The organism is Bradyrhizobium sp. 44 (assembly GCF_023073095.1).
Taxonomy (GTDB): Bacteria; Pseudomonadota; Alphaproteobacteria; order Rhizobiales; family Xanthobacteraceae; genus Bradyrhizobium.
In genome coordinates, this window is the sequence record NZ_JADPIY010000014.1 from 229,499 (window position 1) to 251,088 (window position 21,590).

Annotated in this window: 24 protein-coding genes; all 24 read right to left on the reverse strand. The window is 64.0% G+C overall.

From position 1 onward, the window contains the following. Window positions 1-9: 9 nt before the first annotated feature. The gene (flbT, locus tag IVB41_RS11880; RefSeq protein ID WP_247431240.1) at window positions 10-420 is read right to left on the reverse strand and encodes a flagellar biosynthesis repressor FlbT; all 411 of its coding nucleotides are present in this window, start codon (window positions 418-420) and stop codon (window positions 10-12) included. After that, entirely contained in the window at window positions 420-764 is a 345-nt protein-coding gene (gene flaF / locus IVB41_RS11885; RefSeq protein ID WP_027570494.1) for a flagellar biosynthesis regulator FlaF, read from the reverse strand. Before flaF ends, flbT begins: the two co-directional genes overlap by 1 nt. A gap of 61 nt (window positions 765-825) precedes the next feature. Further along, window positions 826-1,872 (reverse strand): flagellar hook-associated family protein, encoded by a 1,047-nt coding sequence (locus IVB41_RS11890; RefSeq protein ID WP_247431242.1) that lies wholly within the window; start codon window positions 1,870-1,872, stop codon window positions 826-828. Between the two features lie 3 nt (window positions 1,873-1,875). Beyond that, window positions 1,876-3,354, reverse strand: a complete 1,479-nt coding sequence (gene flgK / locus IVB41_RS11895; protein WP_247287761.1) for a flagellar hook-associated protein FlgK — start codon at window positions 3,352-3,354, stop codon at window positions 1,876-1,878. Between the two features lie 34 nt (window positions 3,355-3,388). Next, entirely contained in the window at window positions 3,389-4,621 is a 1,233-nt protein-coding gene (locus IVB41_RS11900) for a flagellar hook protein FlgE (RefSeq protein ID WP_027570491.1), read from the reverse strand. 90 nt (window positions 4,622-4,711) lie between these two features. After that, the gene (locus tag IVB41_RS11905) at window positions 4,712-5,293 is read right to left on the reverse strand and encodes a transglycosylase SLT domain-containing protein (protein WP_247358372.1); all 582 of its coding nucleotides are present in this window, start codon (window positions 5,291-5,293) and stop codon (window positions 4,712-4,714) included. Continuing rightward, the gene (locus tag IVB41_RS11910) at window positions 5,244-6,581 is read right to left on the reverse strand and encodes a flagellar hook-length control protein FliK (RefSeq protein ID WP_247431245.1); all 1,338 of its coding nucleotides are present in this window, start codon (window positions 6,579-6,581) and stop codon (window positions 5,244-5,246) included. The genes IVB41_RS11905 and IVB41_RS11910 overlap by 50 nt, the downstream gene beginning before the upstream one ends. After that, window positions 6,578-7,780 (reverse strand): chemotaxis protein, encoded by a 1,203-nt coding sequence (locus IVB41_RS11915; protein ID WP_247401336.1) that lies wholly within the window; start codon window positions 7,778-7,780, stop codon window positions 6,578-6,580. The genes IVB41_RS11910 and IVB41_RS11915 overlap by 4 nt, the downstream gene beginning before the upstream one ends. Beyond that, the gene (locus IVB41_RS11920) at window positions 7,777-9,108 is read right to left on the reverse strand and encodes a MotB family protein (RefSeq protein ID WP_027570487.1); all 1,332 of its coding nucleotides are present in this window, start codon (window positions 9,106-9,108) and stop codon (window positions 7,777-7,779) included. Before IVB41_RS11920 ends, IVB41_RS11915 begins: the two co-directional genes overlap by 4 nt. Window positions 9,109-9,114: 6 nt before the next feature. Then, on the reverse strand, window positions 9,115-9,822 hold the full coding sequence (locus IVB41_RS11925) for a hypothetical protein (RefSeq protein WP_247431248.1): 708 nt from the start codon (window positions 9,820-9,822) through the stop codon (window positions 9,115-9,117). Further along, window positions 9,819-11,450, reverse strand: a complete 1,632-nt coding sequence (gene fliF, locus IVB41_RS11930; protein WP_027519855.1) for a flagellar basal-body MS-ring/collar protein FliF — start codon at window positions 11,448-11,450, stop codon at window positions 9,819-9,821. Before fliF ends, IVB41_RS11925 begins: the two co-directional genes overlap by 4 nt. Window positions 11,451-11,754: 304 nt before the next feature. Beyond that, on the reverse strand, window positions 11,755-12,666 hold the full coding sequence (locus tag IVB41_RS11935) for a flagellin (protein WP_027570485.1): 912 nt from the start codon (window positions 12,664-12,666) through the stop codon (window positions 11,755-11,757). A 268-nt stretch (window positions 12,667-12,934) separates the two neighbouring features. Further along, window positions 12,935-13,843 carry a flagellin gene (locus IVB41_RS11940; protein WP_247431251.1) on the reverse strand — a complete coding sequence of 303 codons (909 nt, stop codon included), beginning with the start codon at window positions 13,841-13,843 and terminating at the stop codon, window positions 12,935-12,937. 264 nt (window positions 13,844-14,107) lie between these two features. Next, window positions 14,108-14,848, reverse strand: coding sequence for a flagellar type III secretion system pore protein FliP (fliP, locus tag IVB41_RS11945; protein ID WP_247401331.1), 741 nt, complete (start codon window positions 14,846-14,848; stop codon window positions 14,108-14,110). After that, window positions 14,845-15,288: a flagellar basal body-associated FliL family protein gene (locus IVB41_RS11950; RefSeq protein WP_247401329.1), complete on the reverse strand. Its 444-nt coding sequence runs from the start codon at window positions 15,286-15,288 to the stop codon at window positions 14,845-14,847. Before IVB41_RS11950 ends, fliP begins: the two co-directional genes overlap by 4 nt. A 42-nt stretch (window positions 15,289-15,330) precedes the next feature. Further along, window positions 15,331-16,026, reverse strand: a complete 696-nt coding sequence (gene flgH / locus IVB41_RS11955; protein WP_018453966.1) for a flagellar basal body L-ring protein FlgH — start codon at window positions 16,024-16,026, stop codon at window positions 15,331-15,333. Continuing rightward, entirely contained in the window at window positions 16,027-16,785 is a 759-nt protein-coding gene (locus tag IVB41_RS11960) for a MotE family protein (RefSeq protein WP_247431256.1), read from the reverse strand. A gap of 64 nt (window positions 16,786-16,849) precedes the next feature. Beyond that, complete coding sequence (gene flgI, locus IVB41_RS11965) at window positions 16,850-17,980, reverse strand: flagellar basal body P-ring protein FlgI (protein ID WP_247358365.1); 1,131 nt, start codon at window positions 17,978-17,980, stop codon at window positions 16,850-16,852. Continuing rightward, window positions 17,977-18,453 carry a flagellar basal body P-ring formation chaperone FlgA gene (gene flgA / locus IVB41_RS11970; RefSeq protein WP_247359608.1) on the reverse strand — a complete coding sequence of 159 codons (477 nt, stop codon included), beginning with the start codon at window positions 18,451-18,453 and terminating at the stop codon, window positions 17,977-17,979. Before flgA ends, flgI begins: the two co-directional genes overlap by 4 nt. A 13-nt stretch (window positions 18,454-18,466) precedes the next feature. Next, window positions 18,467-19,255: a flagellar basal-body rod protein FlgG gene (gene flgG, locus IVB41_RS11975; protein WP_007595892.1), complete on the reverse strand. Its 789-nt coding sequence runs from the start codon at window positions 19,253-19,255 to the stop codon at window positions 18,467-18,469. 15 nt (window positions 19,256-19,270) lie between these two features. Then, window positions 19,271-19,600: a flagellar hook-basal body complex protein FliE gene (locus IVB41_RS11980; RefSeq protein WP_027570478.1), complete on the reverse strand. Its 330-nt coding sequence runs from the start codon at window positions 19,598-19,600 to the stop codon at window positions 19,271-19,273. Between the two features lie 2 nt (window positions 19,601-19,602). Further along, on the reverse strand, window positions 19,603-20,019 hold the full coding sequence (gene flgC, locus IVB41_RS11985) for a flagellar basal body rod protein FlgC (protein WP_007595894.1): 417 nt from the start codon (window positions 20,017-20,019) through the stop codon (window positions 19,603-19,605). A gap of 11 nt (window positions 20,020-20,030) precedes the next feature. After that, window positions 20,031-20,411: a flagellar basal body rod protein FlgB gene (flgB, locus tag IVB41_RS11990; RefSeq protein ID WP_027519862.1), complete on the reverse strand. Its 381-nt coding sequence runs from the start codon at window positions 20,409-20,411 to the stop codon at window positions 20,031-20,033. Between the two features lie 85 nt (window positions 20,412-20,496). Beyond that, window positions 20,497-21,582 (reverse strand): flagellar biosynthesis protein FlhB, encoded by a 1,086-nt coding sequence (gene flhB / locus IVB41_RS11995; protein WP_247287743.1) that lies wholly within the window; start codon window positions 21,580-21,582, stop codon window positions 20,497-20,499. Window positions 21,583-21,590 lie beyond the last annotated feature (8 nt).

A 21,590-nucleotide genomic window follows, 5' to 3' on the forward strand; every position in this document is an offset into this window, starting at 1 on the left:
TCTCCGCTGTCAGGCAGCCTCGAATGGGGAATTGATCTTGGCGCCGGCCAGGATGGCCTGCTCCACCGGAAACAGTGCTCGAATCCGCTTGAGCGCCTCGAAGTAACGGCTCGCCCCGACCAGGTCGTCGACCGCACCAAGCCCGACCAGCATCTCCTGGCTCTCGCACACGGCGAGCAGAGCGGCATGATGCTGCCCGTAGAGAGCCGAGGCATCCCGAACATCGGTTGGATTCATCAGCATGAGCTGGACGATGAAATAGAGCTGCCGCAGCGCCGTGGTGGCGTCGGAGGCCTGCATGATCTGCCCTTCGAGCAGGAACATCACGTCATTGACGAGCTCGACGGAGACCTTGCGGTCCACGCGCAGCACCGCGCCGTTGATGTAGACCCGTTCGCCCGCACGCAAGGATATCTTCATCAAAGTGCGTCTCGGATCAGGCGGTTGATTTCGATGAGCTGGATCACGTCGTTCGACTTTTCTTCGCGAAGGCGATCGGCTTCCTTGACCACCCAAAGCCCGATCGAGATGATGTCCGCGCGCAGCTTTTCCGGAAGCCCGTTTTCCGGATGCGCGAGATCCTCGATGAAGATCGTCCACAGCCGCCGCACATAGAGCAGGCTCTCGACCAGATCCTCGAGGCTGAAGCGGTCCTCCTGGATCCGCTCGAGCCGGTCGATGCCGAGGCTGAGCGCCTGCCGCTCACGGCCCCGCGCCTCATAGCCGCTCTCGTCGACGACCGATTCATAGGCTTCAAACGTCATCAGGACAACTCTGCGCAGGAGACCGAAGACAAAGGTTACGCGCCTTACGAAGGAGCTGGACTCAGAGATAATTGATGAGGCTGATCTTCTGGAGCTGCGAGGTGAGCGCAAGTGCCGTCTGGATCTGCGTCTGCAAGGTGTTGACCCTGACGGAGGCTTCCGTCGGGTCCACCTTCTCTATACCGACGATCTGATTGTTCAGAATGTCCTGCTGCGTCTTCAGCTTGTCGGTTGCGGAGGTGATCCGCTGCTGGACCGTGCCGATGTCGCCGCCGAGGGTCGCAAGGTCAGTGATGGCGTTTCCGACAAGGCCGATGGCCTTGTCCACGACGACTTGGAACGTCGCTTGGTCCAGGTTCGCGTTCCCAAGATCCGCCATCATGGTGTAGGCCTCGGCGAGCTTGCGGAAACCTGTCTGATTGGCGCTGACGGAGGTATCTGCGATCTCGGTCGTGGAGATACGGCTTTGCATCACCTGGTCGGTCGCCGATGACCAATTGGTGTTCCAGGCCGGGCTCGCGAACTCCGCATCGAAGGTGGCGTCGAGGAAGGTCTGCATCTGGGCCGGGGTGATGGTGTTCACGCTGGGCGATGATTGCGAGAAGCCGAAGGTCGCAAGGAAGTCGGCATCGACCTGGTTCTTGCTGGCCGAGCCGGCGGTGTAGGCCGTGATCGGCGTGGTCTGCGTGTTGATGCCCGCGAAGAGAGACGAGCCGTTATAGGAGACGTTCAGCGCGCCAATCAGATCCTGCAGGTTGGAGGACGCAGGCGGCAGGATGATCCGCCCGCCGCCGTCGGTGCTGCGCGCCGCGATCAGGTCCTTGAGGAAGTCCGTTGCGGTCGAACCAAGCTGGGTGATTCGGCTCTGCGTGATGTCCAGGCGTCCGGAGACCAGCCCGTTGGTATCGACGAGCTGATCGGCGAAGCTCAAATCCGCCCGCAGGGTGACGTCGCCTCCCGTCGTGGCGCCAAGCTCGAGGCCGACATCGGCGAAGCGGCCGGTGGTGGCTTCCTTCGAGGCCTTGGCCAGCGCGGCCTGATTGTTGGTGATCGAGGACCTCAACGACGACGATAGCATCAAGGTCGAGATGTAGTTCGCGCTCATCATGACTTAATTTCCCACGGCAGCCAGCAGGCTCTGCAACATTTCGTCGACGGTCGAGATGATCTTCGACGAGGCCGAATAGGTGCGTTCGACCTGGAGCATCAACGACATCTCGTCGTCCATGTTGACGCCGCTGACGTTCGACAGCGCCGCGGTGCTGCGGTCGAGCAAAGTTTTCTGGTAGGTGACGTTAGAGTCGGCGGTCTTACGCTGGTTTTCGATCCAGCTCGTCGAGGACGACGCGAAGTCGATCAAGCTGCCGTTCGGCTTGCCTTGTGTGGTTGCATCGAACGGCTGCGACGCATCCATGGCGCCAATGAGCTGCTGCAGCCGGGCCGAGTAACCGCCATTGCCGACGGTATTGTATTGGTATGCGACGTTGCCGCTGATCGCACCGTCGCGCAGCAGATTGGGATTGCCGCCCTGGGCCGGATCGACCGATGCAGCAACGGAAATCGTACCAGCGAGGCCCACCAAGACGGTGGCGCTCGCCGGCATCGCCGGCGCGCCGGGATAGGTGAAGAGACCGGGGACGTTGGGCAGCGTCGGAACAGGCGACTGGTCACTCTCCTTAAAGGCATCGACCAGGCCGCGCGCGATTTCGTCGAGCTGGCTCTGGTAAGTAACGGTATCATTGTCGCGCAGCTGCGCGAGGCCAGCAAGCTTGCCGGACTTGAGCGGCATCACGGAATTGGCGCCGGTTACCGGAACGCCGTCGATATAGACGGCATTGCCGGTGGTGCCGGCCGTATAGGCGTTCGTCGGCGCAAAGCTCACCGTTCGCGCTATCTTGTCGAACAGCACGACGCCGCTGTCGGTATAGAGCGCCGCGTCCCCGTTAGGACGGAGCGACATCGACACTCCGACCTCCTGTGACATCTGCGAGACGATGCTGTCGCGCTGGTCGAGGTAGTCGGTGATGTCGTCGCCGGAGATCGTCCCCTTCACGATCGCGGTGTTGACGGTCTGGAACTGGGAGAGCAACCGATTGATGTTCTGAACCGACGTTTGCATGTCGGCATCCGCGCCCTCACGGACCGTCTGCACGGTTTGGGTCGCCTGGTTGAGCGCGATCGCCATGTCCTTGGCGGACGTCACCGCTGCCTGCGCCAGCGTGGTGTTGTCCGGGGCGTTGGCATATTGCTGGAGCGCCTTCTTCAGCGCGTTGAGCTGCGCCGTCGGCGACTGGTCGAGTTCCGGATCGTCAACCGTGGCAGATGCGATCTTCTGGAGACCGTCAAGGATCGCGCTCTGCTTGGCCGACGTCGAGGTTGCGGTCAAGACATTGTCGTAGAGCCCCGAGCTGGCGGCGCGCTGGATTGCCGCCACGTAAACGCCGGCCCCGGGGAGATTGTCCAATACGGCGATCTTGCGCGAATAGCCGGCGGCACTGGCACCGGCGATGTTGCGCGAGATCGTCGACGACTGGATGCCCGACGCCATGAGCGATGCGCGAGCGGAGTCGAGAGCAGCGGTAAGGGACATGGTCTACTCTTGGCCGGGACGAGTGCAGAAGGATTCAGCGCTTCAGGTTGACGACGACGTCGAGCAGGTCGGCGCCGGTCTGGAACGATTTCGAGTTCGCGGTGAAGCCACGCTGTGCCTCGATCATCCCGGTGAGCTCGTCCGCGAGATCGACGTTGGAGTCTTCCAGCGCTTCAGACTGGATCGTGCCAAGCCCACCGGTGCCGGCATTCGCGGCCTGGGCGTTGCCCGAATTCTGGTTGGTCGAATAGACGTTGCCCGGCTCGGGCGTCAGATTATCGGGGCTCGCCACGTCGGCGAGCATGAGCGTGTAGAGCGTCAGTTGCTGACCGTTCTTAAGCACGGCGGTCACGTACCCGTTCTGGTCAACGTCGACCTTATCGATGGCCGACGGAACGCTACCGTTGACAGTGGCCTTGAAGCTGAAGTTGGTGCCGACCTGCGTCATGTTCGACAAGTCGAGGGTCACGGTCGCGCCGCCGGTTACCGGAAATGCAAGCGTCGTGGCGCTCGCTGCGGCCAGCGCGCCCTTTCCGGCCGTCGTCGTGTCGAAGGTATAAGTTCCGGTCGCGCCGAGCGTGGCGCCCGTCGTCGAGTTGTAGGCTTGGATTTGCCAGGTGTCCAAGCCCGCCGCTGTCGCGGTATGGGACATATAGAGATCGACCTTAACGGGCTGGCCGATATTGTCGTAGGCCACGATCGAGCTTTTCGACGAGTACGCGCCCGGACCGGGCGGACCGGCAATGAGTGCTGCCGTCGGATCCAGATTGCCGGTGGTGAGCGTTCCCGCCGTCGATGGCACGGGCACCTGCGAGACCTGGGCGATGTTCACGATCTGCATTCCCGACAGGCTGTTCTGTGAGAAATTAGTCACCTTCCCCGGCTGGCCGAGGAGGTAGTAGCCGGCCGCATTGACCAGATTGCCTTGGCTGTCCGGGACGAACGAGCCGGCCCGCGTCAGGAACTGCTGCGTGTTGGTGGCGTCGGACACCACGAAGAAGCCGTTGCCTTGAACGGCAAGATCCGTGCTCGATGTGGTGAATTGCGTATGTCCGGCGTCGCTGATGGCGTAGCGGACGGTGGTCTCGACGGCGCCGGAATCGTAATTGCCGGAGCCGCTCTTCAGGATCAGCGAGGAGAATTCGGTCGAAGCCCGCTTGTAGCCGGTGGTGTTGACGTTCGCGATGTTGTCCGAAACCGTCGACAGCTTGTTGGATTGCGCGGCCATCCCGGAAACGCCGGTACGCATAATGCCATAGAGGCTCATGGATTGGGCTCCTTAAGTAGGTTGCAATTACAATGATGGGTTTTGCTTGCGCGGGGCTGATGGTAAGAAACCATGCACAACTTCATGTCGTCAGCTCGTCTTGGGCTGACAGAACGAGCGCGCCTTGTCGGTCCACGCGCCGAAGCCGCTCGAGACGAGATGCGCGACGATGTGGCAGACGTAGCGCTTCTGCGCCGGCTGGTTGTTGGGGCCTGCATTGTAGCGGGCGACCGCCATGGTCCAGCTGCCCTCGCGCTGCTTCAGCTCCTTCAGGAAGCGCGCGGCGTAGTCGACATTCCCTGCGGGATCGAACATCGCCCGGACCGAGACGAATTTGTCGCCGTGATAGTAGTGGTTGATCTGCATGCAGCCGAGGTCGATCAGCTTGATCCCCCTAGCTCGCATGGCTTCGAAGTTGGCGATCGCGTCGTTCATGTCTTTGGCGAATACGGTCTGTCCATCGGCGCCGAGCGCGTAAGGATGAAGCGCGCCGCGCCGGCCGGTCTCGGTCAGGCCGACCGCGTAGAGAATGCCGAGCGGAATTCCGTGCTGCTGGGACGCACGCGCCATCTCGCGCTCGCACGGGCGCGAATTGTCGGTCGCAGCAGTCGCGGCGCCGGCGTTACAGATAAACAGGGCCGCGACGAATCTGCGGCGCCACGTCCTGATCATGACGCGTCTCCTGGTTGGACGGGCGCTCCTGTCGGGCCTGCTTGGCGCCGCCGTCGGCTTGTCCCGACGAATTGCTCGTACCGTCGAACGTGCCTTGCGACTGCGACGAGGGCTGTTGCTGGCCCGAAAGCTGCGGCTGCGACTGGCCGGAGCCGCTCTGGAAACCATCCAGCGAGCCGTGCTGGACGGGTGCTATGTCGGCGACGTAGCCCGCCGATTGCATCAGTTCGCGGATCGAATCGCGCTGCTGATCCAGCATCTGGCTCGTGTCCTTGCGCGCGGCGGCAAGGTGGACGGACACCTCGTTGCCGACCAGACGAAGGCGCACGGTGACATTGCCGAGCGCGGGCGGCTCGAGATTGATGGTCAGGATCTTGAGCGGCTGATCCGGCGCATTGGCTTGGGACGCGGCAACATCTGCAGCTGCGGAGACCGGTGCCGGAGCTTCTTTCAGCTCGGCGATAACGGCGTTGGCAACCTGCTGCGGAGCGTTGAACTGCGCCGGCGGCAGATGAGTCTCTTGCTGGACTACGGTGACCTTGGTCGTCCCGGGCAATGCGTCCCGCGCCGAAACCTTGGCAGCACGCTCGACATTGGCCGCGACGGCGTCGAAGCCGGGTGCGGTTGCCTTCTGCGACGGCTCACTGCCTTGCGGCGATGTCGCCTGGTCGGTAGCCGTCGCGTGCGACGCCGCGGTCTGCGAGTGCGCAGTGGTTGGAGCCGCGGGAGACGCGAACTCGGGGGTCGTCGCCTTTCCCGTTCCCATGGCCTGAACGTCGCGCTTCGTCGTGGAAGACCGCTCGTCGCGCCCGGACGCATCCTTCTTGTCGCCGGCCGGTGCTTGCATCTGCGGCATCACGACCGGCGGCCCGGCGACGATCTCCTGCCCCATGATCCCGGCAATGCTCGATCGGCTCTGGACGTCGGCCTGCTCGGTAGGATCGAGGAATCCATGTTTCCCGGACGATTTCTCGGTGGGTTTCTCCCTGGATCCGGGCTCTTCGGCTGCCGCGGCACGGTCGTGCACCGTCTCGTCGCTAGCGTCGTCCTTCCCGCTCTGATGCGCCAGGCGCGTTCGCAGCGTTCCGGCTTTCACCGCCGTGTCGCCGCCCTCGTCGTTGAGCGCCCGCTTCGCGAGACTCGAGACGGTGTGCAGCAGATCGTTGAAGGAGGAGTCCGCCTGCGCCTTCGGTCCGGCGCTCTTGCCGGAGCGCGATGTGCCCCGCATGTTGAGGCTTTCGGCGAGACTCGAAAAGACCTGTCCGGAGGTTCCACTGAGCTTCGTCATGGACGGCGATCCCTGGTGAGAAGTTCGAGTTCCCCGAGTTGCTTCTGCGCGCGAGCAAGCGTTGCGGTCGACGACGCGAGGTCGAGACGCGCCGGCGTGACCGGAGACTTGTCGGCTGCGGCGGCGGATCCGCCAGCGAACGGCTTGCGAACGTCGAGTGCGAGCTGCACCGTTGCATTGAGAAAGGGAATGTCGCGCTCGGGCAGCTTCGACCGGTCGAGCGCCTTCAACTCGGCGAGACCGCCGTCATATTCGTCGGCGAGCGCCCGCGACACGCCGCGGAACAAATGCGCCCGCTCGCGCTCCGCCGAAGCATCGGCGCTGAGTGTCAGGGCACGCTCGCCGGCAAGCCGGGTCACGGCCAGCCCTCCGCGCACCATCGCGGTCCGCGCGATCACGAGATAGAGCTTGAGGCGGCTCGCGCGGTCGATCTGCTCCAGCAGGGTGGTGATCCGCGCAAACCGACGCTCGTCGAGCGCGAGGCTCGACTGCGTCAGGCCGGTCGCAAAGCGCTGCCAGAAGTCCCCGGCATAGACCGAGTTGTGGTAGTGCCTGATATAGGCCAGCGTCAGGAACTCGAACTTGTCGAAATCCTCGGCTTGCCCGACCAGCAGGATCTCGCGCCGCAGCGCGGCCTCCTCCACCAATGTGCCCGGCAAGAGCAAGCGCGCGTCGTCCAGACGCTCGATTGCGAGCGATGCCTCGGCGCGTGCGAACAGCGCGCCCTGGACCAGCGCGAGCTGTCCGCCCAGGCCCGACGGAACCGTCCGCGGCTTGACGTCCTTGAGCAGTTCGCGCGCTTCGTCCTGACGACCCTCGACATAGGCAAGCGCGCCATCGAACAGCCGTCCATCGACGTTCAGCTTGTCGCGCGGCAGCTTGCGAATGATTTGCGGCGCGCCGCCGCTAAGTAGGTAAATGACGGCCGCTTGGCCGTTCTGCGAATTACTCCATACGCCCGGATCGGCGGCGAGAAATTTTTCGCCGATCTGCCGGATCAATGCGCCGTGGCTGCCGTGCGCCGCGGTATCGCCGTTGGCGATGCCGTCCTGCACGGCCTGCAACGCCCGAACGAGCTCGTATGGCTCGCCCGATGCCGATACCAGCGGGGGCGGCATCGGTGCCGGCTCGGCGAATGCGCCTGCCGCCGTGAACGGCAGCAGCATCAGGAGCGCGGCGCGGAGAAGCGGCCTGATCAAGGACGCTTCTCCCGGACCATGATCTCGATCCGGCGATTCTGCGCGGCCGCCGGATCGTTTTGAAGTTTCGGCCGCCGATCGGCATAACCCTCGACATGCTCGATGCGCTGCGCATCGACACCGGAGCGGACCAGCATGTAATAGGCCATCTGCGCACGGGCCGTCGACAGCCGCCAGTTGTCATAGGCCTCCGAGCGGTACGGCCGATTGTCGGTGTGGCCGCGGACGATGATCACGCCGGGACGCTTCGTCAGCAGCGGGCCGATCTTGTCGATCACCCGGATGAGTTCGGGCCGCGGCTCAGCCGAGCCGACCGCGAACATGCCGAAGTTGGCATCGTCGGTCAGGCTGATCAGCAGGCCTTCCTCGACCTGACGCACCTCGGCCACCGGTCCGGCGCCAGCCTTGACGTCCGACAGCGCGTCCGCGATCGCCGACTGAAGCTGGTTGACCGCTAATTGCTGGGCCTGAGCCGCGTCGCGCGGCTCGGATTCCTTCGTCGTGTCGTTGGGACGCGGCTGAGCGGCGGCATTGGCTTGATTACCAGCCTGGGCGCCGGGCTGCGCGCTCCCTTCGCGTGAGGCCTGTGATGGCGCGGGCCCCGGCGGCAGCAGAGCCGACAGGCTTGCGGACGACGCATCGGCGTTCGGAGCCACGCTTCCGCCGGCATCGTCCTGCCTGGCTCGGCGTGCCTGCGGCTCGCCCTCGCCTGTGCCGGACGCAGTGTCGCGCGCGGACGCATTCGGCTTGAGCTCGGGCTTGGGCTCGATGATGCGATCGGCATCCTTGGGTGCCTGCGGCGCAAGCTTCCAATAGCCGGGATCGAACGGATCGCGGTAGGCGTCGCCTCCCTTGAGGCCATCCTCTTCGGCGGACGTCAAAGCGCCGGCGCGCCGCTGGCCCGAGGCCTGGTTCGCGCTGCTGGCGATCTCGGCGAGTGTCGTATAGGGATCGCGGAACAGGACCTTCTCCTCGTAGAAGGGCGGCTTCTCGGCCGTCGGAGAGTCACCGCGACGTTCCTCGCTCGGTCCTCCCGGCTGGCGCCTGCCGTCCTGGCCGTCGAACGACGACGGCTCCTTCTTGGAGAGATCCTTGAGCCCCTTCGGGGCAGGTGCGTTCTCCGCGAGCTTGATCGGATTGAAATAGCTCGCGACCACCTGCTTCTGATCCTGGTTGAGCGCATTGATCAGCCACATCACCAGGAAGAACGCCATCATCGCGGTCATGAAGTCCGCATAGGCGATCTTCCAGACGCCGCCGTGCGGCTTCTCGTCGTCGAAGGCGCTCCTCCGGCGGATGATGACGAGTTCTGACTTGACCTCATTCATGACGGACTACCGGCGCGCCTCTTTCAGGCGCTCGCTCCAGGCCGTGATCTGGGTCTCGATCACGGTCTGGTCGGCCACGACGCGAACCTCGAATGTATCGGCGGCCTCATACTCGATGCCGGTTCGCCGCGCCGTCCCGAGCTGCGTCTTCACCAGGTCGAGCAGTTCGCTCGGGCCGGTGACCTTGAACACCGGCACCGGCGAATTGCCGGTTAGCGCCGCAATCTGCTCGACCAGCGACCCGATCGCCTTGTCGCGGACCGCGTCGGCGAGGAATGGCAGCAATATCCGCGCAACGGAGCTCGCAATGTTGGTCTCGATTTCGCGGCAAGCCGTGTCGAAGCCGCTGACGACCGCCACCGCCTGCTGGTCGGACCACTTGGCCCGCTCTTCGCCGAGCCGGATCGCGCTGCGAACTCTTTCCTCGGCGATCCTGGACTCGCCCTCCGCGACGCCGGCCGCATGGCCGCGCCGAAAGGCATCGTCCAGGAGATTGACCGCCGGGGCTTCCGCCTTCGGCGCCGGGGGCGGCGACTGAAGCTGCGGCTGCGATTGCGGTTGCGAATGGGTCTGAGGCTGCGGCTGAGGCTCGCGCCGGGCTTCCTTCGGCCTCGTCAGCACATCCTGGATTTTGGGCGGCGGTGGAGGCGGAGGCGATTTGACCCGCCCGTTCGTGTCGAACTGCGTCAGGAGCTTTCCGATTGCCGCGTTCATGCCGCCTCCTCGCGTCGCATCCAGTCTTTAAGGATCGCTGCCGCCTGCATCTGATCGAGACGAACGATCTGCTCCAGCCGCTTCTGCGGCGTTCGCTGCATTTTGCCTTCGAGGTCTTCGACCAGGTTGAGCTCGGCCTCCTCGCTATCCGCCAATGCAAGGGCGCCCGCGGCCGACTCGAGTTGGGCGGCTTCCGCCGCCTCGGTCTGCTCCTGCGCCGCGCGGTGGGTCAGAATGCCATTGACCGCAGGACGAAGTCCGAACCACACCAGCATCGAAGCTACGGCCAGGATCGTGACTGCGTTGATGACGCTGCCGAGCTGCTTGTTGATCATCTCGACGAAGCTGATCGGCGGCACCGGCGCCAGTTCGCGCGAGCCTTCGATGAAATCGACGGCCGTCACCTGGATCTGGTCGCCGCGCGCCTTGTCCAGCCCGCCGGCCGTGGCCGCGAGTTGGCTGATCTCGGCGAGCTTGCTGTCGACGATGGCCTGGTTGCTCTTGTCGCCGAGGTCGGCAATGAGCCGCCCGCGGTTGACCAGCACGGCAATGAACAGCTTCTTCACCGAATAGCCGTCGCTCACCGTCGTCGTGGTCTTGGACGAGACCTCGAAATTGGTGACGTCCTCGCGGCGGGTCTTGTCTTCGCTGGAATTCTTGGTGCCGCCGGCGTTCACCTGCTGGTCGGGAAGGTTCTGCTGCACCGTGGTCGGCTGCGAACGGTCCGCGTTCTGTGACTTCTCGTTCTCGCGAACGTTCCGCACCGAGCGCTCGGCGCGGCTCTCCGGATCGTAGACGGTTTCGTTGGTCTGCCGCTTGTCGGTGGAGAGCTGCGATGCAACGCTCACTTCGAAATTGTCGAGGCCCAGATATGGCGTCAGCGCCTTGCGGATGTTCTCCTGCACCATCCCGCCGACCGTCTTCTGCAGGCTCGCCATCTTGGTCGGAGCAGCAGTGGCCTCGTCCTCTTCGGCAAGCAGCATCGAACCGTCGGCGTCCAGCACCGTGACCTTGTCGCGGCTCATGCCCGGAATGGCCGCCGCGACGAGATGACGGATCGACTGCGCCGTGCGCGCCTCGATCGCGCCGTCGGTGCGCAGCACGACCGATGCCGAAGGTGGCTGCTGCGTCGCGCGGAACGACCCGCGCACCGGCATCACGATATGCACCCGCGCCGCCTTCACGCCCTTCATCAACTGCACCGTGCGCGCGATTTCGCCTTCCAGTGCCCGGAGCTTGGTGACCTCCTGCATGAACGAGGTCAGACCGAGCGAACCGATCTTGTCGAACAGCTCGTAGCCGGAATTGGCGCTGGTCGGCAGCCCCTTCTCGGCGAGCAGCATCCGCGCCTGCATGGTCTGGCTCGGACGCACCGAGACCGCGTCGCCGGCGGTGTTGACGTCGAAGGTGATGTTTTGCTCGCGCAGCGCGGCACCCATGCGCGTCACGTCTTCGCGGGAAAGGCCGGTATAGAGCGTTTCGAATTCAGGCCGGCTCAGATAATAGGCGCCGCCCACGACGGTGACGAGAACGGCGAAACCGATCAATCCCAAGGCCATCAGGCGTCGCGGCCCAAGCTCCAGCAGATTATTGAGCAGTTGCTGTATCTGCGCACGACTGAACAGCATGTGACCTCATACCAATGCGAACGTAGAGGACACTCTGCTGCCAACCTTGTCTGAAGGTTGCGCGAGACCACGAATGTGTCGGTTCGCCGGCGAGGCGTTGCAATTTTACAAGAGACTGAGTGACGCAATTGCGCGCGTCGGCGACAAGCGGACGGCCGGTCGCATCGCGGTGCGATCGCCGACGGCGTGTTGCCTGGAATGTGGCGTCAGGAAATCGATGTGGGCACGTCGTGTGCCGTCGGATCCGCCGCTCACGGCGGAGACCGTGCTCCCTGAGGAGCACGGTCGTTTTCGAAGCCGCGGCTTAGCGGAACAGCGACAGGATGCTCTGGCTGTTCTGGTTGGCGATCGAGAGCGCCTGAACGCCGAGCTGCTGCTGGGTCTGGAGCGCCTGAAGGCGGGTCGATTCCGCATTCATGTCGGCATCGACGAGCTGGCCGATACCGCGGTCCACGGAGTCCATCAGGGTCTTGACGAATTCCGTGTTGGTCGCGAGTCGGTTCTTGACGGCACCGAGATTGGCGGCGGCCGACGCCACCGAGTTGATCCCGGCGGTGACCTGCGCGATGTAGCCATCGAGCGTGGTCTGGTCAGCCGCCGAGTCGGTCAGCACGGAGATGCTCATCGTGTTGATCGACGGAGAGGTCGAACCAGCCGTGTCCAGAATGCCGGTCTGGGTCGAGGTGTAGAGCGAGTAGTTCGCGGTCGTCACGGTGATCGAGCCGATGGTGGGCGTACCGCCGACACGCGAGTACGACGACACCAGGTTGAAGGTCGTCGGCGTGGTGGCAGTCGTGCTCAGCCAGTTGATACCGTTGAAGGTCGCCGAGTTCGCCTTGAGCTTCATATCCTGCTGGATCTGGGTGATGTCAGCCTGGATCTTGGTGCGGTCGATACCAGCGGTCTTGGCTTCGACCAGCAGCGCCTGGAGCTTGGTCAGGCCGGAGTCCTTGTCGCCGATAACCGAGGTCAGAGCGGTATATTCGGTGTCGACGGTCGCGGCCGACAGGCCGAGCGAGTCGGAGACCGCGGAAAGCGCGGCGTTGTCGGAGCGCATCGACGTCGCGATCGACCAATAGGCAGCGTTGTCCGAGGCGGTCGAGACGCGCATACCGGTCGAGATCCGGTTCTGCGTGGTCGCGAGCTGCGAGCTGACGTTGCGAAGGGTCTGCAGCGCGGTCATTGCAGACGAGTTGGTGAGGAGGCTAGAACCCATTTTGATGTCCCTTTGGAGATTGAATTAAATTTGGGGACATACCGGACTTACACCGGTACGGCAGGGCGGCGTCATGCCTTTGAGCTGCGCAAAAGCGTCAAGGCCCAACCTGTCGTAACGGCGACGATAGCCCGCGAAGCTTGTGCGGGGCTTGTGGCTCTGTGTCTTTGCCGCAACAAGGCGGCTGAAATTGCGGCGCGCGATGTCACGCCAAATGAAAGGGCCGCGCCTCGTGAGAAGCGCGGCCCTCCCCAAAATCGTTTGAGGCTTAGCGGAACAGCGACAGGATGCTCTGGCTGCTGTTGTTGGCGATCGAGAGCGCCTGCACGCCGAGCTGCTGCTGGACCTGGAGGGCCGACAGGCGGGTGGACTCCTGGTTCATGTCGGCGTCGACGAGCTGACCGATACCGCGGTCCACGGAGTCCATCAGCGACTTCACGAAGTCCGTGTTGGTCGAGAGCCGGTTCTTGACGGCACCGAGATTGGCGGCGGCCGAGGCCACCGAGTTGATGCCAGCGGTGACCTGCGCGATGTAGCCATCGAGCGTGGTCTGGTCAGCTGCCGAGTCGGTCAACGCGGAGATGCTCATCGTGTTGATCGACGGAGAGGTCGAACCAGCCGTGTCCAGAATGCCGGTCTGGGTCGAGGTGTAGAGCGAGTAGTTCGCGGTCGTCACGGTGATCGAGCCGATGGTGGGCGTACCGCCGACACGCGAGTACGACGACACCAGGCTGAAGGTCGTCGGCGTCGTGGCGGACGTGCTTAGCCAGTTGATGCCGTTGAAGGTCGCCGCACTGGCTGTCGCCTTCATCTGCTGCTGGATCTGGGTGACGTCGGCCTGGATCTTGCTGCGGTCGATACCGGCGGTCTTGGCTTCGACCAGCAGGGACTGGAGCTTGGTCAGGCCGGAGTCCTTGTCGCCGATGACCGTGGTCAGAGCGGTATATTCGGTGTCGACGGTCGCAGCTGACAAACCGAGCGAGTCGGAGACCGCCGAGAGCGCGGCGTTGTCGGCGCGCATCGAGGTCGCGATCGACCAGTAGGCAGCGTTGTCCGAAGCGGTCGAGACGCGCTGGCCGGTGGAGATGCGGGTTTGCGTGGTGGAGAGCTGCGAGCTCACAGACCGCAAGGTCTGGAGTGCGGTCATGGCGGTCGAGTTCGTAAGCAGGCTTGACATTGCGAATGTCCCTTTATGTACGCGTTACATTTTCACGAGGGGACATACCGGGCTTTCACCGGTACGGAGGGGCGGCATCATGCCTTTGGACTGACGTGGGTGGGGTCCAACCCGCCGTGACGCATTGCTAGCACGCCGAATCTTGCGCGCGGATTAAGATCGGCTTGAATTGCGCTGTAAAATCAGATGGTTAACAGTACCTATTGCTAACCATAGTCCGGTACTTATCGCTAACCATAACCGTCCGCCTGGCGCTCATTGCCGTTACGAGAACGAGCGCACCAGCCCGGAGGCAAGCAGATTCCAGCCGTCGATCAGCACGAAGAACAGCATCTTGAACGGCAGTGCGAGGATTGTCGGCGGCATCATCATCATGCCCATCGACATGGTCAGCGTCGCCACGATCATGTCGATGACGAGGAACGGCAGGATGATGAGAAATCCGATCTCGAACGAACGCCTGAGCTCGGAAATCATGAAGGCTGGAATGATGACGCGCATGTCGACGCGCTTGTCGTCGAACTTCCTGCGGAAGCTCTCCGCGGCCAGCGATTCGAAGGTCTGCAGATCCTTGTCGCGAACATGGGCCAGCATGAATTCGCGGAACGGATCGGTGATCTTCAGATAGGCCTCTTCCTCCGAGATCTCGTTCTTCATCAGCGGCTGGATCCCGGTTTCCCAGGCGCGGTCGAAGGTCGGCGCCATCACGTAGAAGGTCATGAACAGCGCGAGGCTGATCAGCACCAGATTGGCCGGCGTGGTCTGAAGTCCGAGACCGGCGCGCAGGAACGACAGCGCCACCGCAAACCGCGTGAAGCTGGTTACCATGATGAGCAGTCCCGGCGCCACGGACAGTACCGTGATCACCGCCATCAACTGGATGATCCGGCCGCTGGTCGAGCCGTTACCCGGCGGCAGCAGCGAATTGAGGTCCGGAATTTGGGCCAGTGCCACTTCGGGCAGCACGACCAGGAGCAACGCAAGCAGCAGGAGTCTCAGTTTCACTGAATCACCAACGTCTCAATGATCAATTCGCGGATCTTGCCCGAGGAGCGGATATTGGCGCGTTCGGTCAGGTCGTCGCGCAGGTGCTGAAGCCCGCGCGATCCCTCGAACTGCGCCACCGTCGCCGACCGCAGATAGGTGACGATGTCCTCGCTGATATGGGCCGCCAGGATACCGGCATCCTCGTCGCTCATGCTGTCGGTCACCATGGAGGCTTCGATGCGGGCCCAGTTGTTGGCCGGCGCGCCGAGATTGGTCACGATCGGCGACAGCTTCCTGAGCCGCGCGCTGCCGGCGTAGCTCGAGGCAAGAGGCGGCGGCGTGGCGGTTTTCTTGGCATCGGCGACGCGCTCGGCGGCCGCAATCAGATGCAGGCCGGCAAGCCCGCCCGCGCCGATCGCGATCAGGGTCAGCACCACGATGGCCGCAATCAGGCGCATGACGTCCCCTGCCCTCGTGACGCGGCCCGACGGTCGCGCATCTCAGAACGGTGCCACGGCGTCATAGATCCGATGTCCCCATCCAGGCTGCTGCACGTCCGAGAGATTTCCCCGGCCGCCGTAGGCCACGCGCGCCTCGGCGATCTTCTCGTAGGAGATCGTGTTGGTTCGCGAGATATCGCGTGGACGCACGATGCCGCCGACGTTGAGCACGCGCATTTCCGTGTTGACCTTGAACTCCTGCGAGCCGCTGATCATCATATTGCCGTTCGGCAACACGTCGGTGACGATGGCTGCGATCGACAGTTTGATATCCTCTGTGCGGTCGATCTGGCCGTTGCCCTTGATCTGGGTGTTGGTGTTGAGGTTGGCGCTCGTCGAGCCCTTGTCCTGCCATCCCGCGACGTCCATCAGCCAGTCGAGGCCGAACTTGATCTGCGAATCGCGCGAGCGACCAGTCTTGTTGTCGAGCTTGGCCTTGTCCTGCATCGAGATGATCACCGTCACGACGTCGCCGACGCGCCGGGCGCGGGGATCGCGGTAGAGGTCGGTGCCGTCGTCCCAGGTCGAGCGATAGCTGACGGGCGAGTGCATGCGGGGCGTCACGGGAATCGGATCGGCCTGCGTCCTCAGACCGCTCCCGACCGGCGACAATCGCGGCCCAGTCAGCACCTCGGCCGGATCAGTGACGCATCCCGCAAGCGATAACAGCGACAGGATGAGGATCAGATTCTTCATCTATTTGGTCTTTCCGTCATCCACGCGACGCATCCCGCCGAGCAGATCGGCGAGGTGCGCCGCGCGCCCCGTCTCCATCTCGTTGAAGATTGCGCTCGAGCTCCTCGGGCTGAGCTTTGCGAGCACGGCCGCAGCCGTCTCGTCCGCCATCCCGGCGATCTGGGTTGCGGCGGCGTCCGGCTTCATGCGCGAGTAGATCTCGACGACGCTCGCTTCGGCCTTCTTCAGGAAGTCGTCGCGCAACGCCATCCACTTCTCATATTCAGCGCGTTTGGCCTCGACCTCGGCGATCCGCTCGCGGAGCTGGTTCTCGGCCTTCTCCAGCTCCTTGAGCTGCCAGGCCAGCCTTGCATCGACCGCGGGGTCGGCGACATTGCTGCAGAACAGAGCGAATTCGTTGTCCGCGGTTGCAGCGGCCTGGGGCGGCACCGGCTTCGGCGGCGCCGTGACGCTACCGGGCTTGGCGGGTCGCGGCGCGGCTGTGGGCGCCGGCGCGGGCTTCTCGGAGGCCGGCACGGCACCCGTGGTCGCGGGTCCCGAATCTTCGGCTGCCCACGCCGTCGCCCGCATCGACGCATTGTCGCTCGGGATCGATGAGATCGGCTTCTGCGGGCCAGGCGCGCGGGCGCGCGCGAAGGACAGCAGGTTGAGCGGCTTCGACGGCTTGGCCTCATCCAGCGCCAGAATGGGCGAAGCGCTCGCGAGCGCGGAGGCCGCGACCAGGAGGAGGAGTTTGGCTTTATGATCCAGCTTCAACATCGGTCCGCGTGCGATTCTCAGTCAAGAGAGCATTGAGCGACCAAGCTTGCACGGCGCTTGCGCGTCATTGCACGATGACGTCCGCCTGGAGGGCGCCGGCCGTCTTGATCGCCTGGAGGATCGCGATGATGCCGGATGGTTTCAAGCCGATCTGGTTCAGGCCGCGCACCAGGCGCTGGAGATCGACGCCGCTCAGGATCGCCACCTGCGATCCGGCCTCGTTGGCCTCGACCACGGTCTGGGGCACGACCACCGTCTGCCCTTTCGAGAAGGGCGCCGGTTGCGACACCACGGGAAGCTCGGTGACGCGGACCGTCAGATTGCCGTGCGTCACGGCAACGGTCGATATCCGTACGTCGCGTCCGATCACCACCGTGCCGGTGCGCTCGTTGATCACCACCCGCGCCGGCGTGTCCGGCTCGACGGTCAGCTCGCCGATTTCGGCAAGGAAGCGGACCGGGCCGATGTGGCGCGGCTTCGACAGCACGATGGTGCGGTAGTCGCGCTCGAAGGCGATCTGCGCGCGGTAGCGTCCGCCCGCGTAGCGATTGATGGCGTCGAGGATTCGCGTTGCGGTGACGAAGTCGGGGTTCTTGAGCTCCAGCACAAGATACTCCATTTCATGGAGACTACCCTGCACCTCGCGCTCGACCAGCGCGCCGTTCGGGATGCGGCCCGCGGTCGGCGTGCCCTGGCTGACGTTCTGGGCCTGGCCTCCGACGCTGTAGCCGGCGACCGTGACCGCGCCTTGCGCCACAGCATAGACCGCGCCGTCCGCCGCGCGCAGCGACGTCATCACCAGGGTGCCGCCGAGCAGGGAGGTCGCATCGCCGAGCGACGACACGGTCACGTCCATGCGCTCGCCGGCACCGATCGAGGGCTGCAGGTCCGCGGTCACCATCACGGCCGCGACATTGCGCGTGCGCAGCGTCGTCGGACGCGGCGGATTATTGGTGCTGGTGGTCTCGTTCCGGACATTGATGCCCATGTTCTCGAGCATCGATTGCAGGGACTGCTCCGTGAACGGCGCATTGCGGAGCGTGTCGCCGGTGCCGTTCAGGCCGATGACGAGGCCGTAGCCGACGATCTGGTTTTCGCGCAATCCCTTGATGTCCGCGATGTCCTTGATGCGGACGGCGGCGTGGGCGCTGGCGGCGAAAACGAGCAGGACGAGCGCAAGCAGGACTCTGGTCATGACCCGTCCACGACCTTGACGGTGCCGTCGGGCTGGACGACACCCCTGATGATCACACCCGTATCGGTGTTTCGTATCGGGATGAGCGCGCCGGGCGCGCCCGACTGCATCGCTGCGCCGTAGGTCACGATCGACAGGCCGCTGTCCTCGACCACGACCTTGACCATCGCGCCGCGGGCGACCGTCCAGGGATCCTCCACCGAGTTGGTCGGGATCGGCTGGCCGGGGAGCAGCGCGCGGCGCGCCATGCGGCCGACCAGGACCTGGCGTCCTTCGATGAAAACGGCGACGCCGAGCACGTTCGGCGCAAAGGCGCGCTCGGTGATCATGTCGTCCCGGATCAGCTCGCCGGCGCGGATCGAGACGGCCGGTACGGGAAGCCGCTTCTCCTCGGCCGCCGCGACTCGCGCGAAGACGAGAACCAGCAGCACGGCGGCCAACCCGCGCATGATCGAGCCCATCCTGTTCAACATGGATACACCGGAACTAGCGCATGCCCTTCGAGACCGTCTGGGCCATTTCATCCGAGGCCTGGATGACCTTGGCATTCATTTCGTAGGCGCGCTGGGCGGAGATCAACTCGGTGATTTCCTTGACCGGGTCGACGTTCGAGGCTTCGAGATATTGCTGGTTGATCTTGCCGTAGCCGGAATCGCCGGGCAACCCGACGACCGGCGTGCCGGACGCCGTGGTCTCGCGGTAGAGATTGCTGCCCAGCGGTTCGAGGCCGGCCTCGTTGGCGAAATTGGCGAGATTGAGCTGGCCGATTTGCCTCGGGTTCACTTCCGTATCCAGCTTGGCAAACACCTGTCCGGTCTGGTTGACCGTGACCTGAACCGTTCCCTGCGGCACCGTGATTGCGGGATCCAGCAGATAGCCGTCGGTCGTGACGAGCTGGCTGTTGGCGTTGGTGTTGAACGAGCCCGCGCGGGTATACTGCACCTCGTTATTCGGCCCGAGCACCTGAAACCAGCCGCGGCCATTGATCGCCATGTCGTAGGGATTGCCGGTCTGCGTGAGCGCGCCCTGGATGTGCAGCTTGCGGATCGCCGCCGACTTGACGCCGAGGCCGAGATTGGCGCCTTCCGGGATCGGCGACGAGCCGCTGGTGTTGGCAACGCCCTGCATGCGGTCCATCTGGTAGAACAGATCGGTGAACTCGGCACGCGCCCGCTTGTACGAGGTCGAGTTGATGTTGGCGATGTTGTTCGCGATGACTTCGATGTTGGTCTGCTGGGCGTTCATGCCCGTGGCCGCGATGGCAAGCGATTTCACAGCGTCACTCCTTGATCAGATCGACATCCGGACGACTTCTTGGTAGGCCTGCACGACCTTGTCGCGAACTGCGACCGCCGTCTGCAAGGCCTGCTCGGCCGACATCAGCGCCTCCACGACGCGCCGCGTCGATTCTTTGCCCTGCATCGCCGAGATCGAGGCCGCCTCGCCCGCCTTCAGCGTCCCGATCGCGTCCGTCGTCACCTGCTTCATGACAGATTCGAATCCGACGTCGGCGCCGGACTGGATCGCGGGTGTCGCCGTCGACGAGATGGCCTGCGCCTCGGTCGCGCGGCTCGCCGCTTGCCCGGCCGAAATCGCTGTGGATGAAATTGCTTCAAGCATTGTCAGCTCCTCAGCAGATCGATGGTCATGCCCAGCATCGACCTCACCTGTTTCACGACCTGCAGATTGGCTTCATAGGAGCGGTTGACTTCCCGCATGTCCGCCATCTCGATCATCATGTTGACGTTCGGCAGCTTGACGTAGCCGGCCTTGTCGGCGGCGGGATGCCCCGGCTCGTACTCCACGCGGTACGGCGTGGTGTCGACGCCGATTTCCTTGACCTTTGCCAGCTGAGCGCCCGAGGCGCGGTCCATCGCGGCATCGAAGGTGATCGTCTTGCGTTGATAGGGATCGGCGCCGGCGGCGCGCCCCGTCGACGTCGCGTTGGCGAGATTCTCCGAGACGATGCGCATGCGCGTCGACTGCGCTTCGAGCCCGGAGCTCGCGACCGTCAACGAGGATTGCAGTGAGTCCAGCATGTCAGTTCACCTCAGGTCTTCGCGCTCGACAGCAGCATGCGGTGAAACGACCGCACGACCGCCGAGTTCATCGAGTAGTCGCGACTGACGTCGCTGCCCTTGATCATTTCCTGCTCGAGACTGACGGAGTTGCCGGAGTGAACCACGTCCCAGCTGTCCTTTTTCGCGGTTGCCCGCGTGTCGCTCTCGGCAGCGGAGAGTTGCATGTGCGACGGCGACGTGGTCGCCAGTCTCACTGGCGTGCTGTCGAGCACCTTGTTGAAGGGCTCGACGTCGCGCGCCTTGAAGCCCGGCGTGTTGGCGTTGGCGACGTTGGTGGCGATCGTCGATTGGCGGAGCTCGAGGTATCGCGCCTGCGACGATGCGAGTTCGAAGAGATAGAGCGGTCCCACGGCAGCACCATTCTGGTTCAGACGGTGTAACCTTAGAGTCGCAAGCTTTCGTCAGGCTGATGGAAGGGACGCCGTCCTCGGAATTCTACTGGACCTTCTCGGACCGCGGCGTCTGCTTGGACTGCAGGAAGTAGATGATCTCGGCGACGGGCCGGAAGAACTCCGCCGGAATCACCTGGTCGACCTGAACCGCCTCGTAGAGCGCGCGCGCCAGCGCCTTGTTCTCGATCACCGGAATCCGGTTCTGCTCGGCGACTTCGCGGATCTTCAGCGCAATCACGTCCATGCCCTTCGCCACGACGATCGGCGCCGGATTTTCCTCGCGATTGTAGCGCAGCGCGATCGCGAAGTGCGTGGGGTTCGCGATCACCAGCGTCGCCCGCGATGCGGAGGCGATCATGCGCTGGCGCGAGCGGTCGCGCGCCAACGAGCGCAGGCGCGCCTTGATCAGCGGATCGCCTTCGGCCTGCTTGTGCTCGTCCTTGATCTCCTGCCGCGTCATGCGCAGCTCGCGCCGCCAGTGGAAGCGCGCCCAAGCGAGATCGACCGCGACCAGGACGATGGTCGCGATACAGATCGCCGAGACGATTCGCATGGCGATGTTGAGAATCATCTCCGGCAGCGCGACCGGGTCGGTGTACATCGCCTCGAACGCCTTCGCTTCCGACGAGCGCAGCACGAACGCGACGACGACGGTGACCGCGGCGAGCTTGAACAGCGACTTGGCGAACTCGACGAGGCCCTGCGATCCAAACAGCCGGCTCCAGCCGCTGAGCGGAGAGATTCGCGAAAGGTCCGGCGTGATGCGCTGGAGCACCAGGCTGGGAGCATTTTGCAATAGCGAGGCTGCGAGCCCGAACGCCGCCAGGGTGACGACCAGCGGCGTCAGGAAGCGCAGTGCCTGAAGCCCGACCACGATGAGGAGATTCTGGGCGTCGGCCCCGGTGCTGAGAGGGAAGCCGTCGGGATCATCGAGAAAGCCCGTCAGCATCGGCGTCAATTGCTGAACGCCCTGGCCGATCAGGAACGCCTGGATCACCATCAGCGCGGCCATCGAGGCGAAGATGGAAGCCTCCCGAGAGACCGGGATTTTGCCCTGTTCGAGCGCATCGCGGACTTTCTTCTCGGTCGGCTCTTCTGTCTTGCTCTCCTGATCGGTTGTTTCTGCCATGCCCGTTC